The organism is Luteipulveratus halotolerans (assembly GCF_001247745.1).
In the GTDB taxonomy this organism is placed as follows: domain Bacteria; phylum Actinomycetota; class Actinomycetes; order Actinomycetales; family Dermatophilaceae; genus Luteipulveratus; species Luteipulveratus halotolerans.
The window spans coordinates 2,142,564-2,159,806 of the sequence record NZ_LAIR01000002.1; the positions used below are offsets into that span (position 1 = coordinate 2,142,564).

The window sequence follows — 17,243 nt, forward strand, 5'->3', positions numbered from 1 at the left end:
TCGCCCTGCGCGGTGCTGGCAGAAGAACGACACGTCGCTTTCTCGCGAGTTCGGGTCGTCATCGCGCTCGTACGCGGGTGGTCACCACCCAGCGGCGCTTGCCGATCATGCGGTCGCGCTCGAACCCGAGTCGCTCGTACGTCGAGAGCGCGCCGTGGTAGAGGAAGCCGGCCGGCACGTCGGCAGCGGGCTCGGGATAGCCCTCGACCGTGCCTCCACCGAGGCCGGCGATGAGGTCGAGCGCACCGGTGAGACCGGCCGTGGCGACGCCCTGGCGACGGTGGCCCTTGCCGACGAAGCAGCAGCCGATGCGCCAGTCGGGTCGGTCGTCACGACCCTTCTCAGCGGCAACTCGCCCCTTGGTGCGCGGCAGCTCGTCGGGCGAGCCGAACTGCACCCAGCCGACGCACTCGGCACCGTCGAAGACCAGCGCGGCGTGCGTCGTACCGGCCCGGACCCGTGCGAGCTTGCGCTGCTTGTTGACCTCGGGGTCGGTGCGTGAGAGCCCTTCCGGGTGCATGCCCGCGCACCAGCAGCCGCCGAAGACGCCGTTGTTGGCCTCGACCAGCGTCGCGAACGCCGGCCACGTCGACTCATCCAGGGGGCGGACGGTGAGCTCGGACATGGGTCGACCTCCCAGGGCTGCAGGACTCCCCCACGCTAGCGCCGACCGATCAGAAGATCTGCTGGACGACGTCCCAGCCGATCTTGACGACGAACGCACCCACCACGCAGACGAAGACCACGCGGATGAACCCCGAACCCTTGGCGACGGCCAGCCGGGCTCCGGTGTACGCGCCCGCGATGTTGGCCAGCCCCATCGCGATGCCGATCGACCAGGCGACCGCACCTTGTGGGATGAAGATCGCCAGCGCGGCGAGGTTGGTGGCGAAGTTGGCGATCTTGGCCTTGGCGCTCGCCTCGAGGAAGGCGTAGCCCATCAACCCGACGAGCGCGAAGACCAGGAACGAACCGGTCCCGGGACCGAGCGCACCGTCGTACATGCCGATGCCGAACCCCGCGATGCCCGCGACGACGTAGTGGTGGTGCCCCTCGAACCGCAAGGCGGTGTGCTCCCCCATCGACGGCTTGATCAGGGTGTAGGCACCGACGGCGATCAGCACCACGAGGATGATGGGGTTGAACGCCGACCGGGGGATGTGCGAGGCGATGACGGCGCCGACGAGCGAACCGGCAAAAGCCAGCAGTGCCAACGGGATTGCCGTGCGTACGTCGGGTCTGACACGGCGCAGGTAGGTGATCGAGCTGGTCGTGGTGCCCGCGATCGAGCCGAGCTTGTTGGTGGCGAGCAGATGCACCGGAGCCGCATGCGGGAACGCGACCATCAGCGCGGGCAGCTGCACGAGACCACCGCCGCCGACGACGGCATCGATCCACCCTGCGGTGAACGCCGCGGCGACGAGCAGGACGAGGGTCAGGACGGACGGGTCGTTCAAGAGAGTCCTCTCGAGATGGCGCGGCGCGTGCGAGCCTACCGTGCTGTAATGGCCTTGTGCATATCAACCCTTACGGCGAGGAGCCGGTCGTGCTGGCGGCCGACCTCGTCAACGACCCGCCCGAGACCCTCGACGCGCTCCGCGACCGGTGCGCGGACGCGGGCGTGGTCATCGACATGCCGGTACGCCGGGCCGACCTCGCGGCGACACGTGCGCTGCTCGACGCCTGGCTGACCGTGGTCGACGCGGACGACGACCAGGGTCGCGCAGACCGCCTCAACGCCCTGCTCGCCGAGCACGCCGAGCACCCCCGCATGACCAACCACTCGGGCGAGGCCTGGCACATCCACTACCGCGAGCTCGACCGGTCGCTCTCAGGGGTGCTCGCGGCCCTGGTCACGGTCGGCACGGCGATGCACCTCACCGGTCGTGGCATGAGCCGCCTCGGCCGCTGTGCCGCTGCCGACTGCGAACGCGTCTACGCCGACGTGTCGCGGGGCGGGCGACAGCGCTACTGCTCGACCCGGTGCGCGAGCCGTGAGGCCGTGCGCAGGCATCGGGCGCGCAGCGCGTAGGTCAGGCTGCCCGCCAGCTCTCGACGATGGACAGCACGTCGAGCAGCTCGTGCGCCACGCCGTCGGGCGTCGCGGTGAACCCCTCGATGCGCTGGCCCGCCGGGATGTCGGAGTGCGGCACGAGGATCGCCCGCATCCCGGCCTGCTGGCTGCCGTGGACGTCCTCGAACTCGCGGTCACCGACGTAGACGCAGGCCCGCGGATCGACGCCGACGGCCGCGGCGGCGGCCTCGAAAGCCCCGACGTGCGGCTTGGTCCAGGCGATCTCGCTGGAGTAGACCTGTCCGTCGATCAGGTCGCCGACCCCGTCGCGCTCGAAGATGCCGCGGTGGTAGTCGCCCGACCAGATCGTGTTGGACAGCACGCCGACGCGAATCCCGTTGGCACGCAAGCCTTCCCACAGGGGCTTCACCTGCGGGTCGGTGATGGTGTGCTCGGCCCAGAACGCCCGGTACGCCGCCAGCGCCTTCGCGTGGCGCTCGTGCGTCACGTCGGCGCCGGCAGCGCTCAGGATCTCGTCCAGCCGGGCCGACGCCTGCGCCTTGCGCACGTGCTGCCACGACGCGTCCTCGGCCGCGAGGATCGCCTCACCGAGGGGCTCGGCGAGGGCGGGGTCGTCGTGCACCTCGCGCGCGTAGACCTGCCACTGCTCACGCAGGTCGACCGGGTGCCACGGGGTCAGCGTGCCGCCCCAGTCGAAGATGACCGCCTCGACGGCGCTGCTCAAGACTGCTGCACCTCGGCGACGACCTCGGCGACCGCGCTCCCGACCTCGACCTCGCGCCGTTCCCCGGAGCGGCGGTCCTTGATCTCGACCTTGCCGTCCGCCAGGCCCTTGCCGATCACGAGGATCGTCGGCACACCGATCAGCTCGGCGTCCTTGAACTTCACGCCAGGAGACACCTTGCGCCGGTCGTCGTAGAGCACCTCGACGCCCTGTGCCTCGATGCCGCGCACGATCTCGTCGGCCTTGACGAAGACCTCCTCGTCCTTGCTCGCCACCACGACGTGCACGTCGGCCGGAGCCAGCTCGCGCGGCCAGATCAGGCCGTACTGGTCGTGGTTGTCCTCGGCGACGACGCCGACCGCACGCGTGACGCCCACGCCGTACGAGCCCATCGTCACGGTGACGAGCTTGCCGTTCTCGTCGAGCACCTTCAGACCGAGCGCCTCGGCGTACTTGGTGCCGAGCTGGAAGATGTGGCCCATCTCGATGCCCCGGGCCAGCGTGAGCGTGCCCTTGCCGTCGGGCGCGACGTCACCCTCACGGATCTCGCCCGCCTGGACCGTGCCGTCGGCGGTGAAGTCGCGGCCGTGCACCAGGTCGATCACGTGCTTGCCGGGCTCATCGGCTCCGGTCACCCAGGCCGAACCCACGGCGATCGACGGGTCGAGCAGGTAGCGGATCTTCGAGGACTTCTCCGAGCCGAGGACGCCGGGACCGATGTAGCCCTTCGCGAGCATCGGGTAGTCGGCGAAGTCCTTCTCCTCGAACGCCTCGACCTCGGCCGGCGCGACCTGCACCTCGAGGCGCTTGGCGTCGACCTCACGGTCGCCGGGCAGACCGATCGCGAGCGGCTCACGGGTGCCGTCGGGGTGGACCAGCATGACCAGGACGTTCTTGAGCGAGTCGGCTCCGGTCCACGAACGCCCATCAGTACGAGGGTGATTCGCGTTGAGAGACTCGACGAGCGTGTCGATCGTGGGCGTGTCCGGGGTGTCGTGGACCTGCGCCGCCGGCGTCGACGACGCGTCGACCTCGGGCGCCTGCGGCACGACGACCGCCTCGACGTTGGCCGCATAGCCGTGCTCGTCACGGACGAAGGTGTCCTCGCCGTTGGGGTTGACGGCCAGGAACTCCTCGGACGCCGAGCCGCCCATCGCGCCGGAGTCGGCCTGCACGATGACGTACTCGAACCCGAGCCGGTTGAAGATACGGATGTAGGCCTCGCGGTGGGCGTCGTACGCCTTGTCGAGGCCGGCCTTGTCGATGTCGAAGGAGTAGGAGTCCTTCATGATGAACTCGCGGCCGCGCAGGATGCCGGCCCGCGGACGCGCCTCGTCGCGGTACTTGTTCTGCATCTGGAACAGCGCGAGCGGCAGGTCCTTGTAGGACGAGTACATGTCCTTGACCGCGAGGCAGAACATCTCCTCGTGGGTGGGCCCGAGCAGCATGTCGGCGTCCTTGCGGTCCTTCAGCCGGAACAGCAGGTCGCCGTACTCGCTCCAGCGGCCTGTCGCGTCGTAGGGCTCGCGCGGCAGCAGGGCCGGGAACTTCACCTCCTGGCTGCCGATCCGGGCCATCTCCTCGCGGATGATCTCCTCGACCTTGCCCAGCACCTTCATGCCGAGCGGCAGCCAGGTGTAGATGCCGGGGGCGACGCGGCGGACGTAGCCGGCGCGCACGAGCAGCCTGTGGCCCGGCAGCTCCGCATCGGCCGGGTCCTCGCGCAGGGTTCGCAGGAACAGGGTCGACATACGCAGTGCCACAGTTGGTCTCCTCGATCGGTTCGGCCCGGCGAGGATATCCGCCGTACGCCGGTCACTTCACCTTCGTTGTCCGCGCACGTTGACTGCGAGTGCGCTCCAAGACCTAGCGTCGGCCGTATGACGACTCCCCAGCAGCCCATCGGCTCCGGCTTCACCCGCGACTCCACGGCCCGTGAGGTGCTCGACGGCATCGACCTCACGGGTCGGCTCGCGGTCGTCACGGGCGGCTACTCCGGCCTCGGCCTGGAGACCACGCGCGCCCTCGTCGGTGCGGGTGCCGAGGTCCTCGTGCCCGCGCGCCGGGTGGGCGCCGCGCAGGAGGCGCTGGCCGGCCTTGACGGGGTCGCGATCGGCGAGCTCGACCTCGGCGACCAGGACAGCATCACCCGGTACGCCGATGACGTCCTGGCGAGCGGTCGTCACGTCGATCTGCTCCTCAACAGCGCGGGCATCATGGCCTGCCCCGAGACGCGTGTCGGCCCGGGCTGGGAGGCACAGCTGGGCACCAACCACCTCGGCCACTACGCGCTCACCCAGCGGCTGTGGCCGGCGCTGCGCGGTGGTGCTCGGGTCGTGTCGGTCTCCTCCGCGGGCCATCGGCGGTCGGGTATCCGCTGGGAGGACCCGCACTTCGAGCGCGGCTACGACAAGTGGGCCGCGTACGGCCAGGCCAAGACCGCCAACGCGCTGTTCGCCCTGCACCTGGACCGGCTGGGCGCCGAGCACGACGTACGAGCGTTCTCGCTGCACCCCGGAGGCATCATGACTCCCCTGCAGCGGCACGTCCCCCGCGAAGAACAGGTCGCCCTCGGCTGGGTCGACGAGGAGGGCCGCCCGGCCAACGCCGGGTTCAAGACCCCGGAGCAGGGCGCTGCCACCCAGGTCTGGGCCGCGACCTCGCCACAGCTGGACGGCATGGGCGGCGTCTACCTCGAGGACGTCGAGGTCGCCCGCGTCGTCCCGTCCGATGCCGACGGCCCCGGTGTCCGCGAGCACGCCGCCGACCCCGACCAGGCGGCCCGGCTGTGGGCCTGGTCCGCCGAGCAGACCGGGCTCGACGCGTTCGCCGCCTGACCCTCGCTCCGACGCCCGCGCCCGGCGGTGCGGGTGTCGGACAACCGATCGCCCCGACTAGGTTGGGCCCATGCCGACGACCGTGCCGATGGAGCAGCACCTCGAGGGCACTGCCCTCGCGACGGCCCGTCTGCACGCCTACGCCGAGACCGCCGGGCTCGACGCGCGGGTGCCGACCTGTCGCAGCTGGGACGTCAACCGTCTGATCGCCCACCTCGGCATGGTGCACCGCTGGGCCACGGCGATCGTGCGTCAGCGCCCACCGCAGGACACCGAGGCGCTGGAGGAGCAGGGGCTCTCCACCAGCGATCCCCTCGCCTGGCTCGGCCACGGCTCGGACGTCCTGCTCGCCTCGTTGCGACGGGCGCCTGCCGACCTCGACGTCTGGTTCTTCCTGCCCGACGCACCACGCCCGCGTGAGGCCTGGGCGCGCCGACAGTGCCACGAGACGACGATCCATGCGGTCGACGGCCTGTCCGCCCAGCTGGGTCGTGTCCCGACGGCCGCCGAGAGCGACATCGACCCCGCGCTCGCCGCGGACGGCGTGGACGAGCTGCTCTGCGGCTTCGCGACGCGGCCCAAGCACGACCTGCACAACAGCCGACGCGTCGAGGTCGACATCCGGGCGACCGACACCGGCGACGTGTGGCGCGCCGTCGTGAGCACCGAGCCGTTCAGCGTCTCGCGCGGCCGTGACACCGCAGACGCCGACGCGGTCGTCGAGGGCAGCGCCGCCCAGCTCTACCTCGGGCTCTGGAACCGCGGCGCCGAGATGACCTGCACCGGCCTGGACGTCGTGAGCTTCTGGCGTGACCGGATGCAGGTCACCTGGGGCTGACGTGGTCGACCACCCCACGCTCCGTCCGGTGCAGCCGCCGCGGACCCCCGCGCTCGTGCTGCGGGGCCACCGTTTCGACGCCTCGCGGCCGGCCGTCATGGCGATCGTCAACCGCACGCGCGACTCCTTCTGGTCGGGCAACCGCCACGCCGACCTCGACTCGGCGCGCCGAGCGCTCGACGACGCCGTCGCCCACGGTGCCGACATCGTCGACGTCGGCGGCGTCCGCGCCGGCCAGGAGGGTGAGCGTGTCGACGCCACCGAGGAGATCCGCCGGGTCGTGCCGTTCCTCGAGCACGCCCGGTCGGCCTACCCAGCCCTCGTGCTGAGCCTGGACACCTGGCGCTCACAGGTCGCTCGCGCCGCAGGCGACGTCGGCCTCGACATCGTCAACGACACCTGGGCCGGCCACGACCCCGAGCTGGTCGGCGTCGCTGCAGACATCGGCGCGGGCGTCGTCTGCTCCCACACCGGCGGGCTGCCACCGCGCACCGACCCGGTCGACGTGCGCTACGCCGACGACGAGGGCGACGACGAGCTCGCCGTGGTCCGCGACGTCGTACGCACGCTCCGCGCGGGCGCCGAGAAGGCCTGTGCCGCAGGCATTCCCGCCGAGCGCGTGCTGGTCGACCCCACCCTCGACTTCGGCAAGACGACGCGCAACTCGCTGATCACGCTGCGCCACACGGCTGACATCAGCGCGCTCGGGTTCCCCGTCCTGCAGGCCCTGTCCCGCAAGGACTTCGTCGGCGAGACGCTCGACCTGCCTGCGGACGACCGGCTCGAGGGCACTCTCGCGGCCACCGCGGTCGCCGCCTGGCTCGGCGCGACCGTCTTCCGGGCCCACGACGTCCGTGCCACACGCAGGGTCGTCGACATGGTCGCCTCCATCCGCGGTGACCGACCACCGGCGCTGGCGCTCAGAGGCGAGCCTGCGCCCGACCGCGAGGAGCTCGCATGACCGCGACCACCCCGTCGTACGCCGACCTGCCGCAGATCACCGACGAGGCGGCGCTGGTCGATCTGCTCGGGACGCCGTCGCCCGCCGTCCGCGACAAGGCGCGCACCGAGCTGCACGACCTGGACATCCAGTGGCTCGCCGCATCGCCCCTGTGCTTCGTCGGCACGTCCGACGCCCACGGCGGCTGCGACGTGTCACCCAAGGGAGACCCGGCGGGGTTCGTCAGGGCGCTCGACCGGCGTACGGTCGCGGTCCCCGAGCGGGCCGGCAACAAGCGCGCCGACGGCTACAAGAACATCCTCGTCAACCCGCACGTCGGGCTGAACCTGCTCATCCCGGGACGTGGAGACACTTTGCGCATCAACGGCACCGCACGCCTGGTCACCGACGGGCCGTTCTTCGACGACATGGTCGTCAAGGGACACCGACCCGTGCTCGTGATGCTGGTCAGCGTCGAGCAGGTCTTCTACCACTGCGCCAAGGCGTTCCTGCGCTCGCAGACCTGGAAGCCCGAGACGTGGCAGCCCGACGCGATGCCCCGGCATGCGGTGATCGCCAAAGAGCTCGTCCGTCGCGACCAGTCACTCGAGGACCTCGACCGCTACTACGGCGCTTCGTACGCCGACGGGCTCTACCCCGACAACACCACCCGCTGAGGTCAGCCGCGGCGGTCGTCAGGAGGCGGCGCGGTCAGGGCCTTCCGGCGCGCAGCACGGCACGAATCATGGGCAGCTGCAACGGAACTCGCGCGATCGTGCCGACACGCATGACCTCCCGAATCGGGGTCGAACCCTTGCGCTGCACACGCCGGTGCGCATCGAGCGCCATCTGCACGTTGCCCGGCAGCACTGCAGCCAGCAGCACCGCGGACGCGATGCCCGCCGGTCGGCGTACGGCCGGCACGACCAGACCGGCGGCACAGACGAGCTCGGCCACGCCCGAAGCGTAGACCAGCTCGCGGTCGCGCGAGCGCAACGCCGCAGGGATCAGCGGCTCGAACACCTGCGGCCGCACGAGGTGGATGGGGCCGGACACGAGGAAGGCGCCGGCGACGGCGCGCGCTCCGAGCGGGAGCGTCGAGGGCGAAGGGATCACAGGATCACTGTCGCAAACCGCCCGACCTGGACGAACCCGGCCCTGCGGTAAGCACGCAGCGCCGGCTCGTTGTAGCCGTTGACGTAGAGCGTCACGACCGGGGCGACCTGGTCCATGACCTGCTGCACCACGGCCCCCATCGCCGGTGCCGCGATGCCTTGCCCGCGCGCGTCCGGCGCGACCCACACGCCCTGGATCTGCGCGACTCCCCCGGCGAGCGACCCGATGTCGGCCTTGAACAGCACCCGGCCGTCCTCGACGATCACGAACGTGTGACCCGCCCGGATCAGCGACCCGACGAGGCCGCGGTAGTCGCGGTCGGACCCGACGTAGGGCGGGTAGCCGATCTCCTCGGTGAACATCGCCGCCGATGCGGGCAGGACCAGGTCGACCTCGTCCAGGCGCGCCCGGCGTACGCGCGGGTCGAGCGCGAGGCCGTCGGCGGCAGGCGACGTGCGCACGGCCATCATCGGCTGGTCGGGTCGCAGCGAGCGGGGCTCACCCCAGTGGCGCTGCAGCCTGTCCCACAGGCCCAGCACCTGCTCGGCGTCACCGAACACCGACGACACCCGCCGGCGCTGCCGTTTGAGGCGTGCGGCGAACAGGTCGAGGGCGTCGTCGTCGCACGCCACAGGGACGACGTTGGCCGACACCCAGCACATCGACTTCAGCCGGTGCGCTTCCTCGACGCCGAGCAGCGTGGTGCCGAAGCCCAGGCCGCCCTCCTGGACGCGCGCGGCCACGAAGACGTTGGTCATCGGGTCGTCGGCGCACAGCTGCATCACCCGGTCGAAGTCGGCCGTCCCGAGCGTGCGCGTCGCGCCGAAGGTCCGTAACACCCTCCCAGCCTGCCCTCTCAAGGCCCTCCCGGTACGCCAACGCGCCGATCGATTGTTCCGTCGCACCCGCGGTCTACGGTGGGGCCGTGCCCGAGACCTTCGCCAGCCCGCCCTCCGACACCGCTGCGGGCACCGCCGTGCACGTCGACTTCCGCAAGTGGCGTGACACCGAGCACTGGCAGTTCGAGGCGACCTACCTCGGCTCGGACCGGTTCGGGGCCTGGCTCGCTGTGCCGGCCGGCACCGCGTTCGACCGACCCGGCGCCCACTTCGCCGCCGAACGTGCCCAGGTGGTGCTGTTCCCGACCGGTCAGGGCTACGCCGCGACGTTCTGGGACCGCGCCGAGGACACTCCCGACCGAGTGCTCGTCTACGTCGACATCGCCACGGCGGCGACCTGGCGTCGTACGCCGACCGGCCTGCAGGTCACCGCGGTCGACCTCGACCTCGACGTCATCCGCCGGGTCAACGGCGAGGTGTTCGTCGACGACGAGGACGAGTTCGCCGAGCACCAGGTCGAGCTGGGCTATCCGCGCGCGCTCGTCGAGCAGGCCGAGCGCGACTGCGCGACCGTGCTGGCCGGCGTACGAGAGCAGACGGCGCCCTTCGACGGCACCGGGTTCGGGTGGTTGCGCACCTGCCTGGAGCGCAACCGCGCCTAGGAGACCGTGACGGTCGGAGCCCCCGCGGGCTCGCCGTCGACCGGCTCACCCATCTCGTCGGCGATGCGCATGGCCTCCTCGATGAGGGTCTCGACGATCTGAACCTCGGGCACGGTCTTGATGACCTCACCCTTGACGAAGATCTGGCCCTTGCCGTTGCCGGAGGCGACGCCGAGGTCGGCCTCGCGGGCCTCGCCCGGGCCGTTGACGACGCAGCCCATGACGGCGACGCGCAGCGGGACCTCCATGCCTTCCAGCCCGGCGGTCACCTCGTCGGCGAGCTTGTAGACGTCGACCTGGGCGCGACCGCACGAGGGGCACGAGACGATCTCGAGCTTGCGCGGCTTGAGGTTGAGGCTCTGCAGGATCTGGTTGCCGACCTTGACCTCTTCGACCGGAGGCGCCGACAGCGAGACACGGATGGTGTCGCCGATGCCCTTGCTCAGCAACGCACCGAACGCCGTCGCCGACTTGATGGTGCCCTGGAACGCCGGGCCCGCCTCGGTGACACCGAGGTGCAGGGGCCAGTCGCCGCGCTCGGCGAGCAGCTCGTACGCGCGCACCATCACGACCGGGTCGTTGTGCTTGACCGAGATCTTGAAGTCGTGGAAGTCGTGCTCCTCGAACAGCGACGCCTCCCAGACGGCCGACTCGACCAGCGCCTCCGGCGTGGGCTTGCCGTACTTCTCCAGGAGCCGCTTGTCGAGGGAGCCGGCGTTGACGCCGATGCGGATGGAGACCCCGGCGTCCTTGGCCTCCTTGGCGATCTGAGCGACCTGGTCGTCGAACTTGCGGATGTTGCCGGGGTTGACGCGCACCGCAGCACAGCCCGCCTCGATCGCGGCGTAGACGTACTTGGGCTGGAAGTGGATGTCGGCGATGACCGGGATCTGCGACTTCTGGGCGATCGCGGGCAGGGCGTCGGCGTCGTCCTGGCTCGGGCACGCGACGCGCACGATGTCGCAGCCCGAGGCCGTGAGCTCGGCGATCTGCTGAAGGGTGGCGTTGATGTCGGTCGTCGGCGTGGTGGTCATCGACTGCACCGAGATGGGAGCGTCACCGCCGACCTCGACCTTGCCGACCTTGATCTTGCGGGTCTTGCGCCGCGGGGCGAGGACCGGGGCAGGTGCGGACGGCATTCCGAGGGACACGCTCATGGCCTCAAGTATCACTCATGGCCGTGGGCGGCCGAGCACCCGTCGGGTCAGAGCAGGTCGATGCGCCGCGCCCCGGTGTCGAGGCGAGCCCGACGTCCGATCGGCAGGGTCTGCAGGGGTACGCCGTGGCCGATGTCGGCGCCGGTGAGCACCGGGACTCCCAGGTCTGCGAAGCGGTCGACGATCAGCCGGCGTACGAGGTCGGCGTCGCCGCAGCCGTGGAATGTGCCGGTCAGCACGGCCTTGACCCCGTCGAGGTAGCCCGAGCGCCGCAGCTGGGTGAAGATGCGGTCCAGGCGGAAGATCTCCTCGTCGACGTCCTCCAGGAACAGGATGCCGTCGCGGGCGGGCACCGAGGTGGCCGTGCCGATCGAGCTCGCGAGCAGCGTCGCGCAGCCGCCCAGCAGCACACCCTCGGCGACGCCGTCGACGGCGGGGACGGTGTCGGGCAGCTCGATCACGGCGACGGCATCGGGGGTCATGAGCAGCCGGCGCAGGCTCTCCTGAGCACGCTCCTGCTCGAAGTACCAGGTCGCGACCATCGGGCCGTAGAGCGAGGCCCAGCCGAGGTGGTGCAGCAGCGCCTCCTGCAGCGCGGTCACGTCCGAGAACCCGACCACGTGACGCGGCGTGGGACGCGCGGCGAGCACCGCGTCCCAGTCGATCAGGTCGAGTGCCCGTTGCGCGCCGTAGCCACCACGGCCGAGCAGGACGGCGTCGTACGACGGGTCGGTGAGCGCCTCCTGCAGCACCCGGGCGCGCAGCTCGTCGGTGCCCCCGAGGTAGTCGAAGGTCGGGTCGACCGCGGTCGCCGACTCCAGGAGGACGGGCTCGAGGCCCCAGCCACGCAGGACTCTCAGACCCTGGTCGAGCCGCTCGGCCAGCAGCGGTCCGCTGAACGCGGCGACCGCCACACGACCGCCGTCGGGAACGGGCGGAGGGACGACGTACGACGGCGTCGCCCGAGCGACCGCCACCATCAGTTGCCGAGCTTGATCGGGTTGACGATGTCGGCGTAGATCAGCAGCACGGACATCACGATCAGCACGATCGAGACGGTGTAGGCGACCGGGAGCGCCTTGGTGACGTCGGCGTAAACCGGCCCCTCGATGCCGCGAGCACGGGCGATCATGCGCTTGACGCCCTCCCAGAGCGCGCCCGCGACGTGACCGCCGTCGAGCGGCAGCAACGGGATCAGGTTGAAGACGAACAGTGCCAGGTTGAGGGAGGCGAGCAGGCCGAGCAGGAAGACGATCTTGTCGCCGAACCCGACGTCCTTGGTGTCGGCGGCCTCACCCGCGACGCGGCCGACGCCGACCACGGAGATCGGCCCGTTGGTGTCGCGCTTGCCGTCACCGAAGGCGGCGTTGGCGACGCCGACCATCTTCTGCGGGATGCGCAGGAACACCGACGCCGTCTTGGCCAGGCCCTCACCGATGATGCCCGGCGCCTCGGTCAACGAGGCGCGCTCGGTGCGGTAGGTGCCGCCGATCGAGGTGCCGATCACCCCGACCTGCTCGGTGACCGTCTCACCGCTCATGGTGAGCACCTCGGCGCCGTCGGCGTCGACCTTGGGCATCTCGCGCCGCGCGGGCGTCACGGTCAGCGTCTGCTCGACCCCAGCGCGCCGGACGACGACCGGGATGGCCCGGTCGGCGTACTTGCGGATCTCGCGTGTCGTCTCCTGCGTCGTCGACACCGGGGTGCCGGCCACCGACACGACCACGTCGCCGGGCTTGATGCCGGCCTTCCACGCCGGTGAGCGGTCGGCATCGGTGCAGGTGGCCTTCTGGCTCTGGCTGACCTGCACGGGCAGGCACTCGTTGACGCTCGCGATGCTCGCGCTGACCTGCTTGGGGAGCCCGACGCCGCAGGCGATCACGACGAGCAGAACGGCGGCGATCACGAGGTTCATGAACGGGCCGCCGAGCATGATGACGACCTTCTGGTGCACCGGCAGCTTGTAGAAGACGCGGTCCTCGTCGCCGGGCTTGATCTCGTCGAAGGAGTCCTCGCGCGCGGCGTCGGCCATCTGGCTCATGCGGCCGGTCGACGTCGCACGCAGTCTGCCTTCGGGGTCCTCACGGCGCGGCGGCAGCATGCCGATCATGCGGATGTATCCGCCGAGCGGGATGGCCTTGACGCCGTACTCGGTGTCACCGCGCCGACGCGACCAGATCGTCGGACCGAAGCCGACCATGTACTGGGTCACCTTGACGCCGAACTTCTTGGCGGGCACCAGGTGGCCGATCTCGTGCAGCGCGATGGACAGCGCCACACCGATCGCGACAATCAGGACCCCGAGAAGGAACATCACATCTTCCAGGTTCTCACGAGGGCCGCACCGGATCGAACCCTGCGCGTGGGTTCATCGCTGCGCGAGGACCTCATGCGTACGCCCTCGGGCCCAGCTCTCGGCCGCGAGCACCTGCTCGACGGTCAGGTCGCCGGACTCGGCGTCGTGCGCCGCCACCACGGCCGCGACGGTGGGGAGGATGTCGACGAAGGCGATGGTCCCGTCGTGGAACGCCGCGACGCACTCCTCGTTGGCGGCGTTGTAGACCGCCGGGTAGGTCGAGCCTGCGGCGCCCACCTGCCGCGCGAGGCGTACGGCGGGGAACGCGTCGTCGTCGAGAGGTTCGAAGCGCCAGTCCGAGGCCTTCGTCCAGTCGATCGGGGTCTCGGCGTCGGGCACCCGGTCGGGCCATCCCATGCCGAGGGCGATCGGGACGAGCATGGTGGGCAGTCCGATCTGGGCGACGACGGCACCGTCGACGAACTCGACCATCGAGTGGATGTACTGCTGTGGATGGACCACGACGTCGATCTGCTCGAACGGCACGTCGAACAACAGGTGCGCCTCGATGACCTCCAGGCCCTTGTTGACGAGGGTCGCGGAGTTGGTGGTGATCACCGTGCCCATCGCGAAGTTGGGGTGGGCGAGCGCCTCCGCGGGGGTGACCTTCTTGAGGTCGTCGTGGTCGCGGCCTCGGAACGGGCCGCCGGACGCGGTCAGCACCAGCCGGCGTACCTCGTCCTTCCTGCCGGCGAGCAGGCTCTGGGCGATGGCGCTGTGCTCGCTGTCGACCGGGACGATCTGGTCGGGCCGCGCCAGCGCCTTGACGACAGGACCGCCGACGATGAGCGACTCCTTGTTGGCGAGCGCCAGCGTCGAGCCCGCCTGCAGCGCAGCGATGGTCGGGCGCAGACCGATCGAGCCGGTGATGCCGTTGAGCACGACATCGGCTCCCCCACCGGCGACCTGCGTGGCGGCGTCGTCGCCGACGAGGACCTCCGGCCGGTACGCCGCGCGCCCGGCTGCGCGAGCCGCGTCGGCGAGGTGCTCACGCAGCTGGGCCTCGTCACCTCGTGCGACCGCGACCGCCTCGACCCCGAGCTCGGCCGCCTGCTGCGCGACCAGCCGCAGGTCGCTGCCACCGGCGGCCAGCGACGTGATGCGGAACCGGTCGGGGTGGGCGCGGGCGATCTGGATGGCCTGGGTGCCGATGGACCCGGTCGAGCCGAGCAGAGCAATGGAGCGTGGCGTCGTCACCCGGACATTGTGGCGGGCCGCCGGTCACCGCGTCCGCGCGGCCGTGACCTGGTCGAAGAGCTCGACGACCAGGTCGGCTGCGGCGTCGGCCGCGATGGGCTGCAGCTCGACGGGACCCTGCGCCCCGAACTCGGCGCGGGTCGCCCAGGAGCCTTGTGAGCCGAGCATCAGGCCGAGCAGCACGGGGGCGTTCTGCGGGCCACGCCGCCAGACCGTCGCGTCGACCTGCAGGACGAGCGGTCCGATCTGGGTGAGGTCGACGTCGCCGTGCCCGTGCGCGATGGCCTCGAGATCGAGTCGGATCGGAGCCCCGGCACCGTCCCGGGTGCCATCGGCCCTGAGCCGCTCGGCGAGGACGGTGGGCAGTGACCGCCGGTCGAGCGCGACGAACTCGTGGACGCCGTCGCCGCTGACCTGCTCCAGGAGCACGAACTCGGCGACCGCATGGGCGTAGAGCTCGGTCGCGACACCGACAGGCTCGCCGTCGCGCTCGACCGTCTCGACCCGGCGGACGACCAGGACCCACTCCGCGCCCGCTCGCACGTCGAGCAGGTCCGAGATCTCCTGCGGCATCATCAGGCTCCGACCGTCGGGCCCGAGCTCGACGCCGTGCGCCAGCAACGAGCGGTGCGCGGTGCGTACGGCGACCTCCTGCGCGGCCGGTGACAGCTGTTCGTAGTGCGGCAGGACCACGACGGGGTGCTCGGCGCCCATGAGCACGAGCTCTTCGTCGGTGAGCTGTGCGAGCGCGAGCGGCGACGGCACGGCCGTCTCGCCCGCGGGCGATGCGACGGCGTGATCCACGGCGAGTGTCGTCACGACGCGACCTCCTGGGTGCGGACGAGCGGGTGGGTGGGCACCGCGACGGGCGGTGCGTCCGAGGGTTGCTGCGCCCCGAGGGCGGCGGTGAGTCTGTCGTTGGCGTCGTACAGCCGCTCCAGCCCGGGGTACGGCTGCGGCGGGCCGGGCAGGTGGACGCGGCCGTTGTAGGTGCCGTTGGTCGTGGCCGGCCTGGGCTGCGCAGGAGCCGGCTTGGGCTCTGCAGGTCCTGGGCTCGGCTTCGGCGCAGGTGGCGCATCGCAGCCGACCTTCGGCGACAGCGACTTCAGCGCGCTGTCGCTGAGTGTGGGTACGCCGGTCGCGGCCCTACCGGTCCACTTGTGCGCTGCACGGTCGATGTTGTTGCGGTTGTCGTAGACCAGGTTGCCCAGAGTCCAGGTGGCGTAAGCAGTCACGAGCACAGCACCCACCTCTGGAGCGACGAACAACAGCGGAGCACCCACGATCGCGCCTCCGGCCAGCACACGGGTCGTCGTACCCCGGCCGCCGTCGTAGCCGCCCGCGTCGGCGAGGTCATGGGAGGCGTCGTAGACCGTCAGCACTGCGCCGATCGGGCCGGTGTACTTCACCACCGTGCGGCCGAGCGCTCCCACGAACACGCGCCGGGCGCCCGGGACCTTCTGAGCCGTATAGAGCATTCCGCCTCGGACGGCTTGCAGCTTGTCGGCGGCGACGTAAGCGTTGCGGACGAGATCGGGGATCGTCGCCGAACGAGCAACCGGCGGTAACGAGCGGAAGTAGTTGATGTTGGCGTACGTCGCACCGCCGGCCTTCACGTAGTGGATCACCGACTGGTAGTCGGCCGTCTTGTACCAGGCCTCACGCGTCTCAGGCGGAAGCATCTTGGCGATCTCGCCGTAGAGCCTGGCCTTGATGCCCTTGTAGTCGTTGACCTGTCGGTCGATCGCGTTGTCCTCGTTGCGAATTCGACGACGGAGGTCGGCGATGTCGTCGTCGAGACTGCGGCGTTCGTCCGGCGCGAGCAGCTGAGGATGACGGCGGTCACGCAGCGCCAGCTCGAGCTCGCGGACGAGCCGGTCGCGCGTCTTGAGGTGGCCGTTGGCCAGGCCCTGGATGCGGCGCAGGTCGCGACCGAAGCGCTCGGCACTGGAGCACGCCGACTCCAGCGTGGTCGCACCCGAGGTCGCGGCCCGGCTGTGCTGACCGGACCTGCTGGCGTACGCGACTGACGCGGTGCCCGACCACCCGCTGACCTGGTTGCCGACCGTCGTCGACACCGACCGACCGTGCGCACGCAGCAGCCCGGCCTGGCGCCGGATCTCGCGGGTCTGGGCGAACACGTCGTCCGGGGAGCCCGGCACGGGCTTGGTCACCGCTCACCTCCGGCCTGCAGACCGCGCTCGGCGTGGTCGTACCGGGTCGCCGACGCGGACAGGCCACGGGTGAGGCCACGCGCCTCGCTCAGCATGCCTCCGGTCGTGCGCCCCCAGCCGCGAGCGAGCTCGTCAGCGGTCGTCGCGATGTCGGGTGAGCCCGTCGCGGTCCCGAGGGCGCGCAAGGCCCGCGCGAGGTCGTTCGACAGCGTCGTCATCCCGCTCGACGAGGTGCTCATCGAGCGGGACGCGCCGCGCAGGTGATCGGTGTGGACGTCGTACGTCATCGTGGTCTCCTTCCCACGACGCGCACGCTATGGCGGATCGGGGAAGCCCGGATTCCGTTGTCCACAGGGCCTGTTCGGCCC

At 70.8% G+C, this 17,243-nt stretch carries 19 protein-coding genes; 6 read left to right on the plus strand and 13 right to left on the minus strand.

Annotated elements, in window-relative coordinates; genetic code table 11:
• Nucleotides 1-58: 58 nt before the first annotated feature.
• Nucleotides 59-625, minus strand: a complete 567-nt coding sequence (locus VV01_RS10840; RefSeq protein WP_050669894.1) for a GNAT family N-acetyltransferase — start codon at nt 623-625, stop codon at nt 59-61.
• 49 nt (nt 626-674) lie between these two features.
• Nucleotides 675-1,457 carry a TSUP family transporter gene (locus tag VV01_RS10845; RefSeq protein ID WP_050669895.1) on the minus strand — a complete coding sequence of 261 codons (783 nt, stop codon included), beginning with the start codon at nt 1,455-1,457 and terminating at the stop codon, nt 675-677.
• A 56-nt stretch (nt 1,458-1,513) separates the two neighbouring features.
• On the opposite strand from VV01_RS10845, the gene VV01_RS10850 reads away from it, so the two are divergent.
• Complete coding sequence (locus VV01_RS10850; protein ID WP_050669896.1) at nt 1,514-2,032, plus strand: CGNR zinc finger domain-containing protein; 519 nt, start codon at nt 1,514-1,516, stop codon at nt 2,030-2,032.
• A gap of 1 nt (nt 2,033) precedes the next feature.
• On the opposite strand, the gene VV01_RS10855 is transcribed toward VV01_RS10850, so the two are convergent.
• Nucleotides 2,034-2,759, minus strand: a complete 726-nt coding sequence (locus tag VV01_RS10855) for an HAD family hydrolase (protein ID WP_050669897.1) — start codon at nt 2,757-2,759, stop codon at nt 2,034-2,036.
• A complete protein-coding gene (locus VV01_RS10860; RefSeq protein WP_050669898.1) occupies nt 2,756-4,522 on the minus strand; it encodes a proline--tRNA ligase in 1,767 nt (588 codons plus the stop codon). Before VV01_RS10860 ends, VV01_RS10855 begins: the two co-directional genes overlap by 4 nt.
• A gap of 117 nt (nt 4,523-4,639) precedes the next feature.
• Between VV01_RS10860 and VV01_RS10865 the strand changes: the two genes are divergently transcribed.
• From VV01_RS10865 to VV01_RS10880, 4 genes are all read left to right on the plus strand, one after another.
• Entirely contained in the window at nt 4,640-5,596 is a 957-nt protein-coding gene (locus tag VV01_RS10865; RefSeq protein WP_050669899.1) for an SDR family NAD(P)-dependent oxidoreductase, read from the plus strand.
• A gap of 70 nt (nt 5,597-5,666) precedes the next feature.
• Complete coding sequence (locus VV01_RS10870; RefSeq protein WP_050669900.1) at nt 5,667-6,434, plus strand: maleylpyruvate isomerase family mycothiol-dependent enzyme; 768 nt, start codon at nt 5,667-5,669, stop codon at nt 6,432-6,434.
• A gap of 28 nt (nt 6,435-6,462) precedes the next feature.
• Entirely contained in the window at nt 6,463-7,395 is a 933-nt protein-coding gene (folP, locus tag VV01_RS10875) for a dihydropteroate synthase (protein ID WP_231635211.1), read from the plus strand.
• Nucleotides 7,392-8,051: an MSMEG_1061 family FMN-dependent PPOX-type flavoprotein gene (locus tag VV01_RS10880; RefSeq protein ID WP_050669902.1), complete on the plus strand. Its 660-nt coding sequence runs from the start codon at nt 7,392-7,394 to the stop codon at nt 8,049-8,051. Before folP ends, VV01_RS10880 begins: the two co-directional genes overlap by 4 nt.
• A 34-nt stretch (nt 8,052-8,085) precedes the next feature.
• Here the strand turns inward: VV01_RS10880 and VV01_RS10885 are convergent, their stop codons facing one another.
• Both VV01_RS10885 and VV01_RS10890 read right to left on the minus strand, forming a co-directional pair.
• Nucleotides 8,086-8,490, minus strand: coding sequence for a DoxX family protein (locus tag VV01_RS10885; RefSeq protein ID WP_231635212.1), 405 nt, complete (start codon nt 8,488-8,490; stop codon nt 8,086-8,088).
• Entirely contained in the window at nt 8,487-9,329 is an 843-nt protein-coding gene (locus VV01_RS10890) for a GNAT family N-acetyltransferase (protein WP_231635213.1), read from the minus strand. The genes VV01_RS10885 and VV01_RS10890 overlap by 4 nt, the downstream gene beginning before the upstream one ends.
• Before the next feature lie 86 nt (nt 9,330-9,415).
• Here VV01_RS10890 and VV01_RS23860 point away from each other — a divergent pair, with 86 nt between their 5' ends.
• The gene (locus VV01_RS23860) at nt 9,416-9,991 is read left to right on the plus strand and encodes a DUF402 domain-containing protein (protein WP_050669903.1); all 576 of its coding nucleotides are present in this window, start codon (nt 9,416-9,418) and stop codon (nt 9,989-9,991) included.
• On the opposite strand, the gene ispG is transcribed toward VV01_RS23860, so the two are convergent.
• From ispG to VV01_RS10930, 7 genes are read right to left on the minus strand one after another with little or no spacing between them, the layout of a single operon-like run.
• Complete coding sequence (gene ispG, locus VV01_RS10900; RefSeq protein WP_050669904.1) at nt 9,988-11,148, minus strand: flavodoxin-dependent (E)-4-hydroxy-3-methylbut-2-enyl-diphosphate synthase; 1,161 nt, start codon at nt 11,146-11,148, stop codon at nt 9,988-9,990. The two genes, VV01_RS23860 and ispG, sit on opposite strands and share 4 nt — an antisense overlap.
• 47 nt (nt 11,149-11,195) lie before the next feature.
• Nucleotides 11,196-12,128 carry a S66 peptidase family protein gene (locus tag VV01_RS10905; protein ID WP_050669905.1) on the minus strand — a complete coding sequence of 311 codons (933 nt, stop codon included), beginning with the start codon at nt 12,126-12,128 and terminating at the stop codon, nt 11,196-11,198.
• Nucleotides 12,128-13,462, minus strand: a complete 1,335-nt coding sequence (locus VV01_RS10910; RefSeq protein ID WP_050669906.1) for a M50 family metallopeptidase — start codon at nt 13,460-13,462, stop codon at nt 12,128-12,130. Before VV01_RS10910 ends, VV01_RS10905 begins: the two co-directional genes overlap by 1 nt.
• 54 nt (nt 13,463-13,516) lie before the next feature.
• Nucleotides 13,517-14,701 (minus strand): 1-deoxy-D-xylulose-5-phosphate reductoisomerase, encoded by a 1,185-nt coding sequence (gene dxr, locus VV01_RS10915; RefSeq protein WP_050669907.1) that lies wholly within the window; start codon nt 14,699-14,701, stop codon nt 13,517-13,519.
• Between the two features lie 24 nt (nt 14,702-14,725).
• Entirely contained in the window at nt 14,726-15,520 is a 795-nt protein-coding gene (locus tag VV01_RS10920) for a hypothetical protein (RefSeq protein ID WP_050669908.1), read from the minus strand.
• Nucleotides 15,517-16,875 (minus strand): hypothetical protein, encoded by a 1,359-nt coding sequence (locus VV01_RS10925; protein WP_050669909.1) that lies wholly within the window; start codon nt 16,873-16,875, stop codon nt 15,517-15,519. The genes VV01_RS10920 and VV01_RS10925 overlap by 4 nt, the downstream gene beginning before the upstream one ends.
• Nucleotides 16,872-17,162 carry a hypothetical protein gene (locus VV01_RS10930; RefSeq protein ID WP_050669910.1) on the minus strand — a complete coding sequence of 97 codons (291 nt, stop codon included), beginning with the start codon at nt 17,160-17,162 and terminating at the stop codon, nt 16,872-16,874. The genes VV01_RS10925 and VV01_RS10930 overlap by 4 nt, the downstream gene beginning before the upstream one ends.
• Between the last annotated feature and the right edge of the window lie 81 nt (nt 17,163-17,243).

Excerpts from the sequence above, each read along its gene's own strand:
- VV01_RS10840 (WP_050669894.1), bottom strand. The coding sequence starts at position 625 with ATGTCCGAGCTCACCGTCCGCCCCCTGGATGAGTCGACGTGGCCGGCG.
- VV01_RS10865 (WP_050669899.1), top strand. The coding sequence starts at position 4,640 with ATGACGACTCCCCAGCAGCCCATCGGCTCCGGCTTCACCCGCGACTCC.
- VV01_RS10870 (WP_050669900.1), top strand. The coding sequence starts at position 5,667 with ATGCCGACGACCGTGCCGATGGAGCAGCACCTCGAGGGCACTGCCCTC.
- VV01_RS10880 (WP_050669902.1), top strand. The coding sequence starts at position 7,392 with ATGACCGCGACCACCCCGTCGTACGCCGACCTGCCGCAGATCACCGAC.
- ispG (WP_050669904.1), bottom strand. The coding sequence starts at position 11,148 with ATGAGCGTGTCCCTCGGAATGCCGTCCGCACCTGCCCCGGTCCTCGCC.
- VV01_RS10905 (WP_050669905.1), bottom strand. The coding sequence starts at position 12,128 with ATGGTGGCGGTCGCTCGGGCGACGCCGTCGTACGTCGTCCCTCCGCCC.
- VV01_RS10910 (WP_050669906.1), bottom strand. The coding sequence starts at position 13,462 with ATGTTCCTTCTCGGGGTCCTGATTGTCGCGATCGGTGTGGCGCTGTCC.
- VV01_RS10930 (WP_050669910.1), bottom strand. The coding sequence starts at position 17,162 with ATGACGTACGACGTCCACACCGATCACCTGCGCGGCGCGTCCCGCTCG.